The organism is Sphingopyxis sp. OAS728 (genome assembly GCF_014873485.1).
In the GTDB taxonomy this organism is placed as follows: Bacteria; Pseudomonadota; Alphaproteobacteria; order Sphingomonadales; family Sphingomonadaceae; genus Sphingopyxis.
In genome coordinates this window covers 1,789,092-1,807,464 of sequence record NZ_JADBDT010000001.1, presented here as the reverse complement: position 1 = coordinate 1,807,464, position 18,373 = coordinate 1,789,092, and the positions used below count along the sequence as shown (strand labels likewise).

Sequence of the window (18,373 nt, the reverse complement as noted above, 5' to 3'; positions counted from 1 at the left end):
TTTTGCATTTTACTTTTTAAGTAATAAATGCGTATTATAGTGAATTTGTATTTAATATTGACTGATTTTTATCGAGCCGATATTTTTAATATGCATCGATTCGTTTGATGTTTAATTATAATTACATCTGAACAGGAGAGTTGATATGAGGAATATTGTTGCTCTTTGCGCAACAGCGCTTGCACTCGCCAGTCCTGGCGTCGCACAGGCGGCGGACAATTTTGGTACCGACGGCACCTACACCTTCGCGGGACCGGTCACTGTGCAGAAGAATTTGAGCCCCGCGACGTCCTGCAATTTGTCGGTCAGCGTCGCCGTTTCGGGCAGCGGCACTGCCGCCAATGTGACGAGCGCGCCCGTCCTGTCTTCCGGCACCATATGCCCGGTGATCACCTTCTCGAACCTGCCTTATTCGGTGGACGCGCGTGGCACGGGCGGTGCCGGCAGCGCCGCGGAAGAGCTGTGGTTGTCGACTGTGAAAGTGAATATCCCGCCGCTGCTGGGGGGACTTATCGGTGCCGATGCCTGCGAGGGCGTGCTCAAGGTCTATTGGATTCCGGGTTCGCCGCCGGAGATTGAATTTGATTCTCCCTTTTCGGACCTTGCTGACACCAACCCCGACGGCAATCTCGGGAGCACGGAAAATCCCTGCAAGATTATCGGAACCCTCACCCAGACCTCGGGTCCGACGAATCTCACCATCACGATCTGACCCGTCCTGATCCGTCCTCTCGGAACCGCCATCAGGTCGGGATGGCGGCCCACCTGGCGGGCGCCCAATAGGGCGCCCGCTTTTTCCATGGATATGATGGTTCGAAATTTTCCTTCGTTCCCAGACGGCCGTTTCGTGCGGCGGGAGTGCGCCAACGGAGCGCGCGTGCCCGGCTTTCGCCACGGTTCTCGGTCATTTTTCGGTCTGGCAAGCCGGGCGATTGCAACTCTTTTATACCTGGCCGCTGCCGGACGCGCCGATGCGCAACCGGCCCGGCCGGGGGCCGGAATGGACCGCCCCGTGGCCGCCGGCCAATCGGACCCTTCGGGGCTGTCGGTCATTGCCGATCCCAATGAAATAGTCGTCACCGCGCGCCGCGGCGAAGCCCTGGTCGCGCCCGAGAGCGAACTCGACGAGGAGCGGATCGGCCTGTACGGCGCCTTCAGCATCGGGGAGTTGATCCGCGATCTTGCGCCGCAGATTGGCGGCGCGGGCAAACCGGTCCTCCTTGTTAATGGCAAGCGTGTCGGCGACGCGGCGGGGATCGAGGGCTTTCCGCCAGAGGCATTGAACCGGCTGGCGATCCTGCCCCCCGAAGCCGCGCTACGCTATGGCTATCCGGCCGACCAACGGGTCGTGAACCTCGTGCTCAAACCGCATTTTGCCAGCTGGACGCTCGGCTCGACGGGGCTGCTGCCAACCGCAGGCGGGCGCGATGGCGAGACGCTGTCGGCGAACCGCGTCGCGATCGACGGCGATACCTATTGGAATGCCGGCGTGCGCGCCGGACGCAAGAGTCGCTTGCTGCGAAGCGAACGGTTGCCGATGTTCGATGATGAGGACCGGTACAGGACCCTGCTGCCGTCGACCCGCAATATTGACGTCAGTGCCGGTATCACGCATCCGATCGGCGACTTTTCCGCGTCGCTGAGCCTCAATGCCGGCGCCAATGCAAGCCGCGGTTTGCTTGGGCGTGACGATCGGCGCACTTTGCAAGACAGGCAGAATTCGCGGTCGCTGGGTCTATCGACGACCCTTTCGGGACCGGTCGGCGATTTTCGCACCAGCCTGGCCGCCGGCTATACGCGGAGTTGGAGCGACACGCTGTTCGAACGCGCGGCGCCATCGGGGAGCGCCAGGAGCAAGTCGACGAACGAAAACTGGAACATCCAGCTTGTGGTCGACACAAGCATTGCCATGTTGCCGGCGGGGCCACTGACCACGAACGCCATGATCGGCGGCAATCGCGGCGCGTCGCATTCGACGCTGGGCGATGGATATGTAAATATACTGCAGCGCGACCAGCTCACGACGCAGCTGTCGTTTGCAATTCCCGTCGCCCGCCGCGACACGCCTTTCATCGGCGCACTCGGCAATATTTCGGCCGATATCGCAGGGGGTATGGATATCGCCTCGGAGGAAAAGCGGCGATTGCGCTATACGGCAGGGCTCAACTGGTCGCCCGCCGCGGGGCTGGATCTGCGCGGCGCCATGATCTTCTCCCAGATGGTGCTGCCGGTCACGCTGCTGAATGCGCCGCGGGTCGAAACCGCCCTGCGGCTCTACGACTATGCCCGCCAGGAAACGGCCGAATTGATCTGGATATCGGGGGGCAATCCCGATCTGCGTGGCGGCAGCCAGCGCTCGCTCTCGCTCCGTGCGACGCTGCGCCCGTTCGGCGACCAGCTGGTGACGTTGACGACCGATTATCAACGCGAAGTCGCGCGAGGCGGGATTACCTCTTTTCCCCAGCTGACCCCGGCGACCGAGCGCATTTTTGCCGATCGGATCGTGCGCGATGCCGACGGACGTCTCGTTTCGATCGATGCGCGGCCGATCCCGATCGAGCGCGACTCCTCCTCGCGGCTTGGCAGCAGTATCACGCTCTTCTTGTCGCGTGCCGCTAAGGCGGCCGATCGGGGGGCGCCAAGGCGCGGATATGGAACAAGGGGCAGGTTACGGTGTCGCTCGCCCACAGCTGGCAGCTCCGAAGCGAATTGCTGACGGCTCGCGGGCTTCCACGGCTCGACCGGTTGGGCGGGGATAATGGTCAGTCGCGGCACACGCTGTCGTTGCAGGTGAATGGCGGCGTTCGCGGTCTTGGCGCCAACCTCAACGGAAACTGGCAAAGCGCTGCGCGCGTCCGCGATGCCGGCAATCCCGGCGGGCAGGGAGATTTCTTCTACCCGGCCTTCGCGCAATTCAATGTCGGATTCTATGTCGAGCCGGCACGCCTGGCGCCCCCCTCGGGCAAGACGTCGTGGCTCTCGAAGCTGCGCGTCGCGTTCGACGTCCAGAATCTGTTCGACAGCTATCGCCGCGTCCGGTTGCCCGACGGCAGCATTCCGGCGGGATATCGCCGCCATGAAATCGATCCGCTGGGCCGCACCGTCCAAGTCAGCATTCAGAAGCAATTCTGACCCGGCGATTGCAATCTTGAGCAGGCAAAGCGCCGCCGTGCCTCGGGAGCGACAGGCACGGCGGCGGCGGCGCGGTCAGGCGAGGACGATCTCGGCGGCGATATTGCCGCGCGACAGCTTCGAATAGGGGCAAAGCTGGTGCGCACGCGCGATCAGCATTTCGCCGGTTTCGCGGTCGATGCCGGGAAGGCTGACGGCGAGGCGCGCCGCGAGCGAATAGCCGTCGGCCTCATCGGATATGAGGTCGATTTCGGCGTCGATCGATGCGTCGGTCGGAAGGCGCTGGTCGATCTCGATCGCCGCCTTACCGATCGCGCCGAGGAAACAGGCCGACCAGCCGGCGCCCAACATTTGTTCGGGATTGGTGCCGGACCGCGGCGATCCGGGGGGCGCCAGTTTGACGTCGAGTTCGCCGTCGCTGCTGCGCGCGGCGCCATCGCGGCCGCCTGTCGTGTGGGTCTTTCCGGTATAAACAATGCTCTTGGTCATGATGACTCGCTTTCTTGGGGGATCGGGGTGTCGGAACGCGGCATCGTCAGGCTGCGACGATGACATGGTCGGGGGCGGCGATGGCAAAGGCAGCGTCGCGATCGGCGGCGGGCGGATAGATCCATCGCGTGTTGATCTCGCGCTTCACCGCCTTGCCGGTCTCGCGCGTCAAACGCACCTCGCGGTCCCATCCTTCGGTAAACAATGCGCCCCACGGACCGATGTCGAGGCAGGTCACATAGCGCGGCTGGCTATAGGGATGGAGCGGCAGTCCGACGAGCTCGGCGGCAGCATTGTGCCCCGCGACGCGGCCGAGGCTCATCGCATGCTGGCACGACATTGCCGCGACATTGCCGGCGTCGTCGGTGGCGGCGCGGACGACGTCGCCGGTGACGAAAATGTCGCCGTCGGGCGCGCGAAGATAGGCGTCGCCGGCGACCCGGCCGAAGCGGTCCTTTTCGCCCGCGAGTTGCGCCGCGAGCGGGTTCGCGCGCGCGCCGGCGGTCCAGATGACGGTGCTCGTCGCGATCCGTTCGCCCGACGACAATGTGACGCTGTCCGCGTCGATCGCGGTCACCGCGGCGCCGGTGATGATTTCGACCCCGCATTCGGCCAGCGCTTCCTCGATCACCGGGCGGGGATTGGCGCCAAGATCGGGGCCGATGTGCGGCGCTTGCTCGACGACAACGACGCGGATCGCCGCCTGATCGCCGAGGATCGCGCGCAGGCGCTCGGGCATTTCGGCGGCGGTCTCGATGCCGGTGAAGCCGCCGCCCGCGATGACGACTGTGTTGCGCGCCGTCGTGTCGCGCCGGTCGGCCAGCGATTCCAGATGCGCGCCGAGCCGGCGGGCTTCCGCGAACTGGTCGACGTTGAAAGCATGGTCGGCAAGACCGGGGATCGGCGGCTGAAACAGCTGGCTTCCCGCCGCAAGCACGAATTTGTCGTACGACATGACGGTGCGGACGCCATCGGTGCCGGCGACGATCAGGCGGCGCCACTCGGCGTCGATCGACTCGATGACCCCCGCCACGTGGCGGACGCCGACCGCCGCGAGCAGCGGCGCGATGTCGGGGTTCATGTCGTCGAGGTTCGCTTCGTAAAGCCGCGGGCGGATGGCGAGATTGGGACTGGGCGAGACGATCGTCACGCGCACATCCGCTTCACGGTCGGCGAGCGCGATCGCGCGCGCGGCCGAAATCGCGGCCCACATGCCGGCAAATCCTGATCCGGCGATCACAATATCCTGGGTCATTCTATGCTCCTTGTCCGCCGGACGCAGAAAGGCGTTCCGCCGCGCACTCGCTCGGCGGTTTCCCGGCACGTCCGGCAGGATGCCGAGATGGGAAGGTTCGGTGGCGCGAGGCGGTCGATGGGCACCGACCGCGAAGCGGCTTTGCTATTTCGCGATGGCGCCCTGCGGCGGGTTGCGAAAACTGATCGCCATCCGGTTGAAAGCGTTCATCAGGCTGATGGCGAGGGTCAGGTCGACAAGTTCTTTTTCGTCGAACTGGGCACGCGCCGCTTCGAAAGCCTCGTCGGGCACACCCGTGGCCGCGACGAGCGTGACGCTCTCGGCCCACGCAAGCGCCGCGCGCTCGCGCTCGCTGAACAGCGCGCCCGCTTCGCGCCAGGCTTGGACGAGCGCCAGCTTTTCGGTCGCGACACCGCGGCGGATAAGGTCGCGGGTGTGGAGATCGAGGCAATAGGCGCAATTGTTGATCTGCGAGATGCGCAGATAGACGAGTTCGACCAGTTCGGCGGGCAAGCCGGACTGCATGATATAGCCATAGACGCCGCCAAGGGTTTTGACCCCGGCGGGGGCGATCTGATTATAGTCGATACGCTGGGACATCGGTCTTCTCCTCAGTGCTGATCGAGCGAGGTGGTGATTTCGCCAACCTCGTCATTGTCGAGGACGATCACCGCGAGCAGCCTTGCAGGCTTGGTCTTGCTGGCGTTGCGGCTGATCGGGTGCAGCGAGGCGGGGGGCTCGTAGAAGCTTTCGCCCGCCTTATAGACGCGCGCCGGGCCGTCGTTGACCTTCGACTCGATTTCGCCCGAAACGACATAGGCGTAGACGAACGCCGACTTGGCATGCGCGTGCGGTGCCGATTCAGCGCCCGGCGCATAGTCGACGACTGTTGCGACGAGCGTCTTGCCCGGGATGTTGGGGATTTCTTTTTCAAAGTTGGTCGTGACGGTTTCGCCGGCGCCATGCGCGAGCGCTGGCGGCGCGACGGTCAATGCGAGGGCGGCGGACGCTGCCGCAATCAGGGAAACAAATTTCATGGCAATTCTCCTTTGTCCGGCGAAGATGATGCGAGCCGGGTCAAAAAGAAGGACCAAGAAGAGCGTGGAATCCTGTACTACGGGGTATGGCCAATCCATTCGATCTGAAGCTCGACCGCCGTGCAAAGCAATCGCTGAGCGACCAGATCCGGCGCGGAATTGGCTCGGCGATCGAAAGCGGGGTGCTGGTCCCCGGCGCGCGGCTGCCGTCCTGGCAGGACCTTGCCGCGCAGCTGGGCGTATCGCGCGGAACGGTCCGGATCGCGTATGACAAGCTGCTCGCGGCTCAGTTCGTCGAGGTATCGCGCGCGACGGGAACGCGCGTCGCGGGGAGGCCGCGCGCCGGAGTGAATACTGAGGTTCCGCCCCATCCCGGGTCGTTCATGGAATTCTATCAGGATCTGTTGCAGGGGCCGGCGGTCTTTCAAAATGGTGTGCCGGGAGCGAGCAGTTTTCCGGCCACGTTGATGGCGCGCATCCGGGCGCAGGCGGTGCGCCTAGAGACCAGCGGTCCCCCCATTTATCCGGATATTCGCGGCGAAATCGATCTGCGCCGCGAGATCGCAGCCTATCTCGCGATCGCCAGGGGCATCGATTGCTCGCCCGCGCAGATATTCATCACCGCGGGTTTTTCCGGCGCTCTCGGGCTGGCGCTCCGTGCGCTCGGTCTCGATGGCGAAAAGGCCTGGTCCGAGGAGCCGGGTTATCCGTTCGCGCGACGCGGTCTCGAACTTGCGCGGTTGTCGACGGTCTCCGTCCCCGTCGACGAGCGCGGCATCGACGTGGACTATGGCATCGCGCATCATCCCGATGCGAAACTGGTCATGGTGACGCCCGGTCAACAGGCGCCGCTTGGTGCGACGCTGTCGCTCGATCGCCGGCTGCGCTTGCTGGACTGGGCAACCGAACAAGGCGCCTGGATCATCGAGGATGATTATTTGAGCGACCTGCAGCTCGTCGGACGCGCCGCCCCCGCGCTCGCATCGCTCGACCGCAGCGGCCGCGTGATCCATATTGGCCCGTTCAGCAAGACGATCAGCCCGACGCTCCGGCTTGGCTTCATGGTGGTGCCCGCAGCGCTCGTGCACCTTGTCTTCGAGGTCGCCGCGTGCCTGAACCCGCCACCCGGGCCCGCCGTTCAGTTCGCAATCGCCGAGTTCATGCGCGAAGGTCATTATATGCGCCACCTTCGCCGCACAAAGCGGGTCTATTCGGCGCAGCGCGATACGTTGCTCGAGAATCTGCACCGCCACATTCCGCCGGACCGTCTGTCGGTGGCGGGGCTTGGCGTCGTGCTGCAGCTTCCCGACACCTCGTCCGACCTGTCGGTCGCCCGCGAGGCGCTGGCGTTCGGAATGGCTCCCGCGCCGCTATCGAGCTGGTATGCGGGATCGGAAGGGCGGCGTTCGGGACTGGTGCTGGGAATCGCTACCGCCCCGCAACGCCAGCTGGGTGGCCTGTGCGACCGCCTGTGCGGCCTTGTCGCGCGCTTCGGCTAAGATATTCGCTCAATCGGCCGGCGCGGCCCACTCAGGGCGGACGATTTGGCGCTTTCATACAATCTCCGCACAGGATTCGCTCCTAATTGCGCTGGGCGACCCAGAAGAGCTCTTTCTCTCCCGAGACAGATTTCTTCATCTGGCGCCCGTCCGGTTTCGATCGGACGGGCGCTTTTTTTATGCCCCGACCTGAAGAAATGGTTTCCCATTGCGGATAGGGGAGGGCGTCACGGGTCTGTATGCATAAACTGCCCGATATCAGTCCGCTATATGAGGCCAGAAAGCCGGGCAGAACTGGGGGTGTGAGCCTAGAGGATGTCGAATACGTGCAGCAGCAGCCAAAGCAGTGAAAGCATAGCCAGGGCGCCAAGGAACCAGCCTTCTTTGCGCATAGTTTCCCTGTCCCTCCACCAAATGTCACAACTGCAACCCTTGCCCCCACAATTCAAGCGCGATCGTGTCCGGACGTCCATCGACCTATCGGACTAAGTCTTATGGATTAGGCGGTAGCGCTTGACCAACATGGGGAGGGGTGCTGCACTCCCGCCCGGGGGATGTTATGCGCATACTCATCGTCGAGGACAATGCCAGGATTGGCGTTTTGACCGCCGAAGGGCTTTCGGCGATGGGATTTTGCTGCGACGTCGCTCCAACGCTTTCCGAAGCATCTGAACTTCTTGCTGCGACAAGCTATGACATCATCGTCCTCGACCTCGGTATGCCCGATGGCGACGGGCGCGCGTGGCTGATGGTCGAGCGTGCGCATGGGCTTGTCGCACCGGTGATCATGCTCACCGCGCGATCGGCCTTGGGCGATCGCATCGATGGCCTCGACGCGGGGGCCGACGATTATCTCGTCAAGCCGTTCGCCGTCGAAGAGCTTGCCGCACGCGTGCGCGCGCTGCTTCGCCGGCCGGGTGCGCGTTCAACCCCGATCCTTTCGGTGGGGACAATCCTCTTCGACACGATAGCCCGCGTCGGCAGCTGCTGCGGCGAGCCCCTCCGTCTCAGCTTGCGCGAGGCCGCGCTGCTCGAATTGATGATGGTCAAGGCCGGCAGCGTCGTCAGTCGCGACCAGATCGAAGCGTCGCTCTATTCCTTCGACGAACCCGTGACGCCCAATGCCATCGAGGTGCTGGTTTCGCGGGTCCGGAAGAAGCTCGCGAGCCTAGGTGTGCACGATCAACTGGTGACGCTCCGCGGCGTTGGATATCTGATGCTGGAGCCCGTTGCCTGATGCAGCAAGGTCGCTCGATCATCGATGAGCTGCGAACCGGTTTTGCCTGGATGGCTGTTGCGGGCAGCATTGTCCTCGCCGCTTTTCTGATTGTCGATTTCGAACTGATCCGTGAGGATATCCGGGAAAAATACGGGCATATCGGAATCGTCCATGAGGTGATCGATCATGTCATATTCCCGATCATCGTCCTGCTTGCCCCGTTGGCAATCGCCACGCGATGGCTGATCAACCGGGCGCTGAGGCCGCTGCACGAAGCGGCGGACCTCATCCATCAGGCAACCGGTCGCGAACGTGGTTTTCGTGTGACGCTTGCCGATTTCCCGACCGAAGCCTTGCCCTTTGCCGAGGCCGTCAACGCGCTGCTGTTGCGCCTCGACGACGCGGCGCGGCGCCAAGAGGGGTTCGCTGCGGACGTCGCGCACGAAATCAAAACGCCGCTCGCGGTCGCCATGCTCGAACTGGAGCGGCTGAAGGCCGCCGACGCGGACCGCGTGATCGACGGTCTTGCGGGGATGAATCGGCTGGTCGAGCAATTGCTGGTGCTCGCCCAGCTCGACGCCTATGCGGCGGCGCCGCAGCCCTTCCGTCCGATCAATCTGGCGGATGCGGCGCTCGAGGCGATCAAGCTTTGCGCGGTCGATGCAGCGCAAAAGGGCGTCGCGCTTGCTTATCGCGACGAGGGTGGGCCGATGGTTATGGGCCGGATCGAGGCGGTGACCGCGGCACTGCGCAATCTGGTCGAAAATGCCGTCCGGGTGACCGCCGCGGGCAAAGAGGTGGTTATCGTTCGCGGCCCGGGGGCCAATATTCGCGTCGTCGATGGCGGGCCCGGTATCGATCCCGTCAGGCTGCTTGCCCTGTCGGACCGTTTCCGGCGCGGCGAACATGCGAGTTACGGCGGCGCGGGGCTGGGCCTTTCGATCGTCGCGCGAATCATGGAAGTGCATGGCGGAACGCTGCAAAGCCATCCGGAAGAGCCAGCGATCGAGCTGGATTTCGACACTATTGTAGCGACTTGAGACAGATTCCGCACTCGTCAGCTTTCTGTAAGCAAAACTCGTTACGCTTCAGATTGAAGGATTCGGTAGGGCGGATCCTTCCGACGGACTAGCTCAACAGACAAAAGAGGGGAGCAGCTATCCGGCGTTCACAGCGGGTCGCAACCGTTGATGAACTTTGGGGGAAATATCTTGTCCGCTTTATCAAGGGCGCTGGTTTGGGAACGGCAATTACTCTGCCGGAGCGGTCTCGCTTCCATTATTCGGCGCGAATACGGTTATTGCGATGTTGCGACCGCGGGAGATGCCGACGAGGCGCTCGGCTGGCTGGCCGCGAGCGGTGCGCATGACATGCTGGTTCTCGATGGCGGGATCGACCTGAAGCCGGTGGTTCCCGGCGGCATTCGCGGATTGCGTCACCGCTTTCCGCAGCTTTCGCTGGTGATCGTCGATTGGCGACGCGATCGCGATGCCGTGCTCCGCGCGATCTCCGACGGCGCGCATGGTTTCATTCCCAAGGACATGGAGCAGGATGAAATGCTCCACGCCTTCCGGCAAGTGATCGCCGGCCAAGTCTATGTTCCGCCGATCGTCAGTCACGTCGACGCGGACGTAAGGGCGACAGGCTCTTCTGGTTCGCACCAAGCCTCGCTATCCAGCCTCACCGAACGGCAGCGCGAAGTGCTGACGCATATGTCGATGGGCAAATCGAACAAGGAAATTGCGCGCTCGCTGCGTATCTCCGAAAGCACGGTGAAGGTCCATGTAGCGGCCGCCTTCCGGCTGCTCGGCGTGCACAACCGCGTGGGCGCGGTGGCGGCGCTGCAGAGCCGCGGCGACGCGTCGGCATTTGTCCGCGACCAATTCATCGGACGCCGCGCGAGCGTCGATTTCCGTACGCGCGCCTTCGGCTGACAACAAACATAAACAGAATTATTCCGCTCTCTTTCGCGAGGGCGAAATAACTTCGCCTACTCATCGGCCAAAAGTACTAGATAATATCGTCATGCCGATAGTGAAGAAGACTCATCGAGTCCCATATCGGGCTAGTACGTAAAGTCCAATCGACTCCCGATCCTCATTCTACTTAACCTGTCCTTAAGCCGTCCCACGAGTCGATTCGATTTGTGACGTTCGGCCTTGCTGGCGGGGGGCCGCACCAGCTTCTGTTCAACCTTTCGTCCGCACGATTTTGCGGATGAGGCCGTGCGCGACCTCGCGTGCGGCCGGACCGGAGACGCGACATGGTACAGCTTACGAAACATGACCTCAACTTCATCCTCGCCCAGATCAAGATCGCAGAGGCGCACGCCGCGGGCGGCGATCTCGCCGCGCTGGTTGCCGGCTATAACGGCAACGACGGGTTCGCGCAGGCGCATCTGCTGCCCTATGGGCTCAGGACCGTCGATGGCAGCTACAACAATCTGTTGCCGGGCCGCGAATATTGGGGTGCGGCGGACCAGTCCTTCCCCGGCATCTTCACGCCCGAATATCTGAACGACGCCGATGGCGACCGCTACGACTTCAATCCGCTGCCGAATATGGAGACGTGGTACACCAACAATGATTATGCCAACGCCGGGCCCCGGACCGGGTCGCAGCCCGGCCCCGGCAGCGGTACCGTGATCGACGCCGACCCGCGCATCATTTCCAACCTGATCGTCGATCAGACGCTGAAAAATCCGGCCGCCATTGCCGCGGCGCTGACGCATGCCGGCCTGTCGGGTGCGGCGCTGATGGCTGCGCTGACCCAGATCGTCGCGGCGCGCGATGCGCTTGAAGCCGCCGTCACGGCGGCCGCAGCCGCCGAAGGCTCGCTCGGCGGCCTGAATGCCGCCGTCGCGGCTGCCCAGCTCGCGCTGGCCGATGCCGCGGCCGCCGATGCTGCGGCCGCTGCGCAGGCGGCGACCGACCAGGCGGCCTTTGAAGCTGCCGATGCCGAAGTCGCCCCGGCGATGGAGGTGCGCGACGTCAGCCTCGCCGCCTATGTGGCGCTCCTTGCCGACGCGATCCCGAACAACCAGCAAACCGCCCAAATCACGGCGGCCGAAGACGCCTATAACGCGGCGGAGGCCGCCTACCAGCTGGCGCAGGACAATGCCGAGGCGGCGGAAGCTACCTCGACCGCGTCGGCTGCCGCCGCTGCCGATGCTGCCGCCGCGCTTCTCGCGGCGCAGGCGGCGCTCGCCGGTGCCGAAACCGCACTCGCCGACGCGCAGGCCGCTGCCGGTGCCGACGAAGCCGCCAGTGCGGCGCTCGACGCGGCGCTCGCCGAACATGGTGTCGAGATGGACGGCAACACCGTCTATCTGCCCAACGTATCGCCCGACGAAGGACTGTCCTCGCCGTTCAATGGCTGGATGACGATCTTTGGACAATTCTTCGATCACGGCCTCGATCTGGTCGCGAAGGGCGGCAACGGTACGGTTTACGTGCCGTTGTCGCCTGACGATCCGCTCTATGTTCCGGGCGGCCAGAATTATATTCCGCTGACCCGCGTGACGGTGAATCCCGGTGCCGACGGCATCCTCGGCACCGCCGACGACGGTCCGGGGCCGAAGAATCTGACCACGCCCTGGGTCGACCAGAACCAGACCTATGCCTCCTCCGCATCGAAGCAGGTCTTCATGCGCGAATATATCCCGGGGCCCGACGGCAAGCCGGTTTCGAGCGGCCTGCTGCTCGAGGGCAGCAACGGCGGTCTTGCGACCTGGGCCGATATCAAGGCGCAGGCGCGCACCGTGCTCGGGATCGAGCTTACCGACCTCAATGTCGGCAACATCCCGCTGATCGCGACCGATCCCTATGGCAATTTCATTCCCGGCGCGAACGGCTATCCGCAGCTCGTCGTCGGCATGGGCGCCGACGGCCAGCTCGGCACCGCCGACGACGTTCTGCGCGAAGGCAATCCGGCCGCGCCTGTCAGCGCGCAGGGCGTCGTGCTGACCGGTCATGCCTTCCTCGACGACATCGCGCATGCCGCGGTGCCGATCATCACGGGCGGCGTGCTGATGCAGGACGGCGACTCGGCGCTTGGCTATGCCAATGCCGACGGCACACCCGGGCCGCAGGGCCAGCGCGGCCCGACGCGCTACGACAACGAGCTGCTCGACCGCCACTTCATCGCGGGCGATGGCCGCGCGAACGAGAATATCGCGCTGACCGCGGTCCACCAGGTGTTCCACGCCGAACATAACCGCATCGTCGAACACACCAAGGATGTGACGCTTGCATCGATGGACCGTGCCTTCATCAACGAATGGCTGCTGACCGACCTGACCGATGCGCAATTCGCGACGCTGACGACCGGCAACCCCGCGGCGATCGCCGCGCTGTCGGAAACTTTGGTTTGGGATGGCGAACGCCTGTTCCAGGTCGGCCGCTTTACGAACGAGATGGAATATCAGCATCTGGTGTTCGAGGAATTCGGCCGCATGATGCAGCCCGATATCGACGCCTTCGTGTTCGAGCCCTCGGCCGACATCAACCCCAGCATCGCCGCCGAATTCGCGCACGTCGTCTATCGTTTCGGCCATTCGATGCTGCGGCAGGATATCGCGGTCATCGAGATGGATGAGAATGGAAATCCTGTTCAGAACGATATCTCGCTGTTCGAGGGCTTCCTGAACCCGGTGGCGTATGACTCGCTCGGTACCGCCGAACAGGCGTCGGGCGCGATCATCCGCGGGATGAGCCGCCAGACGGGCAGCGAGATCGACGAGTTCGTCACCGACGTGCTGCGCAACCAGCTGCTCGGCATCCCGCTCGACCTCGCGACGATCAACCTCGCGCGCGGCCGCGACGTCGGCATGCCGTCGCTGCAGACCGCACGCGAGCGCTTCTTCGATGCGACCGGCGATACGCTGCTGAAACCCTATGAGAGCTGGGCCGATTTCGCGCTCAACCTCAAAAATCCGGCGTCGATCATCAACTTCATCGCGGCCTATGGCACGCATGAATCGGTGCTCAACACTGCCGCCAACCCGAAGACGGTCGAACAGCTGCGCGAAGCGGCGACCCTTCTCGTCCTCGGCGGCGCGGGCGCGCCGGCGGACCGGCTCGACTTCCTCAACGCCGAGGGCGCCTATGCCAATGATCCGAAGCTCGGCGGGCTCAACGACATCGATTTCTGGATCGGCGGCCTCGCCGAAAAGAAGATGGCGTTCGGCGGCATGCTCGGCTCGACCTTCAGCTTCGTCTTCCAGATGACGATGGAAAACCTGCAGGACGCCGACCGTTTCTATTATCTGTCGCGCACGCAGGGGCTTAACCTGCTCAACGAGCTGGAGAACAACACTTTCGCCGAACTGGTGATGCGCAACACCGATCTGGGCGACGATCATTCGACCGCGCTGCCGGGCAATCTGTTCTCCGCGTTCGAGATGCCGCAGCTGGAAATGGATCCGAGCAAGCAACTCGATCCAGACCCGGCGAGCGACAATCCGTTCCTGCCGTTCGCCAGCCTGGTGGAACGCCGCGATGTGGACGGCAATCTGATCGCGCCGAACGATACTACAACGGTCGCACAATATATCCGCGTCAACAGCAACGAGCATTTTGTCATCGGCGGCACCGAGAATGACGACGTCATCGTGTCGGGCGGCGGCGACGATGCGATCTGGGGCAAGGGCGGCAACGACCGGATCGAGGCCGGCTATGGCGTCGACAAGGTGTTCGGCGGCGAAGGTGACGACATCATCACCAACGCCGGCACCGACATCGGCGAGGCCGACTTCCTCCACGGCAACGAAGGTAACGACGTCATCCATGGCGGTTCGGGCCTGTCGCTGCTGTTCGGCAACCAGGGCAATGACTTCATCATCACCGGCCCCGACGGCAAGGAAGCCTTCGGCGGCACCGGCGACGACTTCATCCTCGGCGGCTCGGGCGGCGACTTCCTGCTCGGCAACGAAGGCAATGACTGGATCGAGGGCGGCCAGCGCTTCGACACGCTGTCGGGCGAAAATTCGGAGCTGTTCTTCAACTCGTCGATCATCGGCCACGATGTCCTGAACGGCGGCAGCGGCGACACCGACTATGACGCCGAATCCGGTGACGACATCATGTTCCAGAATAATGAGGGCATCCAGCGCTCGAACGGGCAGGCGGGCTTCGACTGGGGCATCCACAAGGGAGACAGCACGGCCGCCAATTCGGACCTCGGCATCCCCATCTTCGAGACGCAGGAGGCGTTCATCCTGCGCGACCGCTTCGACCTGGTCGAAGGGCTGTCGGGCTGGATTCACGACGACACGCTGACGGGGCGCAGCCGCAGCACCAATGCGCGCGGCGAATTGCAGAACACCGCTGCGATCCCGGGACCGGACTCGCCGCTCGACTCCTATTCGAACGACCTGCTCGCGAAGAATGTCGACCTGATCGACGGGCTCGACGTGCTGGTCGCGCATCTCGGTGCCGGCATCCCGGTGACCAAGGTGGTCAACGGACAGACGGTTCCGGTACTCGACGAAAATGGCGTTCAGGAACGCATCATCTTCAGCACATCGCAGGCGGGCGACATCCTGCTCGGCGGCGGCGGCAGCGATACGATCAAGGGTCTTGCCGGCAACGACATCATCGACGGCGACCGCTGGCTGAACGTCCGCATCCTCGTCACGCCCCGTCCGACCGATAGTTGGGCGGCGTTCAGCGTCGACAGCATGACCGAAATCGCCGCGCGCATGGTCGCCGGAGAAATCAATCCCGGCCAACTGTCGATCGTCCGCGAGCTTCTCGACGGCGATCCGGACAACAGCGACGTCGACACGGCGGTCTACACCGACGTGTTCGCGAACTACACGATCACCCGCAACGCGGACGGCAGCGTCACGGTCGATCACACGGGCTTCGACGACGATGGCGGCGACGACGATCTGCCTGAAGAAGTCGCGAACCGGCCGCTGTCCGACGGCACCGACCGGCTGTTCAACATCGAGCAGCTGAAGTTCGCCGACCGCGTCGTCGACCTGAGGGGGCCGACGCTGGCGCTGCAGACGACGCCGGGGGAATATCAGGACGAGTTCACCCAAGCCACGTTGGGCAATTCGCACGGGACCACGAACTGGGTTCCCGACTGGGTCGAAACCAACGATTCGGGCGGCGTCACGAGCGGCCAGATCCGCATCGACGAGGGCAACAGCAATGTGCTGCGCTTTCACAATGGTGACGGCGCGGAGATCACCCGCACCGTCGATCTGGCGGGCGCGGTCACCGCGACGCTCAGCTTTTCGGCGAACCCGGACAATCTGGATGCCGGCGAGAATGTTGAGGTGTGGTTTGCGGCCGACGGCGTCAACTTCACCCTGCTGCGGACGATCACCGGTAACGGCGGCAACCAGGATTATGAGCATCCGCTGACGGGGCCGTTCACGGCAAATGCGGCGATCCGCTTCGTTGCCAGCGCGATCAATGCGACGAACGAGCAGGTGAGCATCGACAATGTCACGATCGATTTCGCCACGTCGCCGGTGCAGGATTATGAAACGACCTTCACCGAGGACGCGGGCGAGGTTGCGATCGCGCGGGGCCCGTTCATCGTCGAAACCGACGGTCAACTCGTATCGGCGCGCATCGTGCTCACCAATGCGCAGGCGGGCGACCAGTTCGTCATCCCGAACAACCTGCCCGGCAATATCGACAGCGATGTCGATACATCGGTTCCCGGGCGCATCACCGTCACGCTGACCGGCACGGAAACGATCGCCAACTACCAGGCGGCGATCCAGGCGATCGAGTTCGAAAATACGTCCGACAATCCGAGTGTCGTCGACCGCGTCGTCGAAGTGACCGTCAACGGCGGCTTCGCCGACAGCAATGTCGCCACGACGACGATCAATGTCGTCGCGGTCGACGATGATGTGAATGCCAACAACGACAGCGTCATCACCAACATCAGCGGGACGACCAGCATCGTCATTCCCAAATGGGCGCTGCTGCTGAACGATGTCGATCCCGACAGCCCGATCAGCATCACCGCGGTGAGCGGCGCGAACAGCCTCAACGGCCTTGCGCACAACGCGACGTCGGTCAGCTTTACCGATCCGGCGACAGGCACTGCCGGCGGCTCGTTCACCTATACCGCGACGGGTGCGCCGGGCGACACCGACAATGCGACCGTTACCGTCACGCGTGATCAGACGGGTACGATCGACGGCACGGCTGCTGCGAACATCCTTGTCGGCAGCGATGCCGCGAACACGTTCGATGCGGGCACCGGCGACGACGTCGTATTCGCGGGTGGCGGCAATGACACGATCGTGTGGAACGCCAATAATGCCAACGCGACGAGCAACAATAACAGCGACGGACGCGATGTCGTCGATGGCGGCGCGGGCACGGTCGATACGTTCGTGATCAACGGCAACACGGCGAACAATGTCGCCGAAACCTACCGCATCTATTCGCGCGCCGCTGCGGATGCGGCCGGGCTGACGGTGCGCAATCCCGATACGGAAATCGTGATCACGCGCGGCGGCACGACCAATGCCTTCATCATTGCCGAACTCGACAATATCGAGGAGATCGTCGTCAACACCGACAATGGCAACGATACGGTGCAGGTGATCGGCAATTTCGCGCCCACCAGCCTCGACGTGAACACCATCACGATCAACGGCGGTGCGGGCGACGACACGGTCGACATCAGCGCACTCCAGTCGGCGCATCGCATCGTCTTCCGCTCGAACGGCGGCAATGATGTGATCATCGGCGAGATGCGCGCGCAGGATCGCTTCGAGCTCGCCGAAGGCAAGACGATCGCCGATTATACGGCGACCGACAATGACGACGGCAGCACGACGCTGGCGACCGAAGGACACAGTGTGACCTTCTTTGGTACCACCGCCAACGCGCAGAATGCCGGGGCGTCGCACGACGATGACGACGACGACCATGACGATGATCATGGGCAGGACGACGACGATCATGACGACGACGATGACGCGCCGGCACCGCCGTCGCAGGCCGACACGCAGACCGGAACCGCCGGGCGCGATACGCTGAAAGGCGGGTCTGGCGACGACGTCATCAGCGGTCGCGGCGGCGACGACGTGCTGAATGGCGGATCGGGCGACGATACGCTGTCCGGCGGCGACGGAGACGATGTCCTCGGCGGCGGGTCGGGTGACGACCTGCTGGCGGGCGGCGACGGCGACGACGTGCTCGGCGGCGGATCGGGCGACGACCGGCTCGACGGCGGCGACGGCGATGATGTCATGACCGGCGGTAGCGGCGACGATGTTTTCGTCTTCAGCGACGGCGACGACCGGATCACCGACTTCCAGCTCGGTGCCGACAGCATCGACCTCAGCGGCCTCGGTATCACGGCGCAGAGCTTCGCTTCGCGCGTCGTGATCAGCCAGTCGGGGAACGATACCCTCGTTCGGATCGACGGGAACGAGCTGCGTCTCGACGGTGTTTCCGCCGCCAATGTGCAGACGGCCTCGTTCGCGTTCGCTTCTGCAGGCTCGAATTCGGCGGCAAATGGAACGCCTCCGGCCGAAATCGAGGCGGCAGCGAACGACCCGTCGCCGCAGCCGGTCGAACAGGGCGGAGCCGGTGCGGCACCCGATCCGTCGGCACCGAGCCATGACCGCTGGAGCGACGGGTTCGACAGCAGCCTGGGACCTTGGTGGCTGAAGTCGCGGTTCGAAGCGAACGGGCACCACGAGCTGGCCCATTATGAATGGAGCCTCCTCTAAAATCCCGCGCCCCCGGGAGGTCCG

At 63.7% G+C, this 18,373-nt stretch carries 12 protein-coding genes; 8 read left to right on the top strand and 4 right to left on the bottom strand.

The genetic code is table 11. The features are described 5' to 3' along the window. The first annotated feature begins 145 nt into the window (after positions 1-145). The 3 genes from GGC65_RS08385 (at position 146) to GGC65_RS08375 (ending at position 3,132) form a co-directional block, all read left to right on the top strand. Positions 146-712 carry a hypothetical protein gene (locus GGC65_RS08385; RefSeq protein WP_192646737.1) on the top strand — a complete coding sequence of 189 codons (567 nt, stop codon included), beginning with the start codon at positions 146-148 and terminating at the stop codon, positions 710-712. A 300-nt stretch (positions 713-1,012) separates the two neighbouring features. Then, on the top strand, positions 1,013-2,716 hold the full coding sequence (locus GGC65_RS08380) for a hypothetical protein (protein WP_192646736.1): 1,704 nt from the start codon (positions 1,013-1,015) through the stop codon (positions 2,714-2,716). Then, entirely contained in the window at positions 2,674-3,132 is a 459-nt protein-coding gene (locus GGC65_RS08375; protein ID WP_192646735.1) for a TonB-dependent receptor, read from the top strand. Before GGC65_RS08380 ends, GGC65_RS08375 begins: the two co-directional genes overlap by 43 nt. A gap of 75 nt (positions 3,133-3,207) precedes the next feature. Here GGC65_RS08375 and GGC65_RS08370 read toward each other — a convergent pair whose 3' ends face one another. The 4 genes from GGC65_RS08370 to GGC65_RS08355 form a co-directional block, all read right to left on the bottom strand. After that, positions 3,208-3,621 carry an organic hydroperoxide resistance protein gene (locus tag GGC65_RS08370; RefSeq protein ID WP_192646734.1) on the bottom strand — a complete coding sequence of 138 codons (414 nt, stop codon included), beginning with the start codon at positions 3,619-3,621 and terminating at the stop codon, positions 3,208-3,210. A gap of 46 nt (positions 3,622-3,667) precedes the next feature. Then, positions 3,668-4,876: an NAD(P)/FAD-dependent oxidoreductase gene (locus GGC65_RS08365; RefSeq protein WP_192646733.1), complete on the bottom strand. Its 1,209-nt coding sequence runs from the start codon at positions 4,874-4,876 to the stop codon at positions 3,668-3,670. A 144-nt stretch (positions 4,877-5,020) separates the two neighbouring features. Continuing rightward, positions 5,021-5,476: a carboxymuconolactone decarboxylase family protein gene (locus GGC65_RS08360; protein WP_192646732.1), complete on the bottom strand. Its 456-nt coding sequence runs from the start codon at positions 5,474-5,476 to the stop codon at positions 5,021-5,023. 11 nt (positions 5,477-5,487) lie between these two features. Then, a complete protein-coding gene (locus GGC65_RS08355; protein WP_192646731.1) occupies positions 5,488-5,913 on the bottom strand; it encodes a cupin domain-containing protein in 426 nt (141 codons plus the stop codon). Between the two features lie 86 nt (positions 5,914-5,999). Between GGC65_RS08355 and GGC65_RS08350 the strand changes: the two genes are divergently transcribed. From GGC65_RS08350 to GGC65_RS08330, 5 genes are all read left to right on the top strand, one after another. Beyond that, entirely contained in the window at positions 6,000-7,412 is a 1,413-nt protein-coding gene (locus GGC65_RS08350; protein WP_192646730.1) for a PLP-dependent aminotransferase family protein, read from the top strand. A gap of 559 nt (positions 7,413-7,971) precedes the next feature. After that, complete coding sequence (locus GGC65_RS08345) at positions 7,972-8,649, top strand: response regulator transcription factor (protein ID WP_192646729.1); 678 nt, start codon at positions 7,972-7,974, stop codon at positions 8,647-8,649. After that, positions 8,649-9,671, top strand: a complete 1,023-nt coding sequence (locus GGC65_RS08340; RefSeq protein WP_225940732.1) for a sensor histidine kinase — start codon at positions 8,649-8,651, stop codon at positions 9,669-9,671. The genes GGC65_RS08345 and GGC65_RS08340 overlap by 1 nt, the downstream gene beginning before the upstream one ends. 171 nt (positions 9,672-9,842) lie before the next feature. Beyond that, positions 9,843-10,565: a LuxR C-terminal-related transcriptional regulator gene (locus tag GGC65_RS08335; protein ID WP_192646728.1), complete on the top strand. Its 723-nt coding sequence runs from the start codon at positions 9,843-9,845 to the stop codon at positions 10,563-10,565. Positions 10,566-10,894: 329 nt separating this feature from the next. Continuing rightward, complete coding sequence (locus GGC65_RS08330) at positions 10,895-18,349, top strand: peroxidase family protein (protein ID WP_192646727.1); 7,455 nt, start codon at positions 10,895-10,897, stop codon at positions 18,347-18,349. Positions 18,350-18,373: the final 24 nt, after the last annotated feature.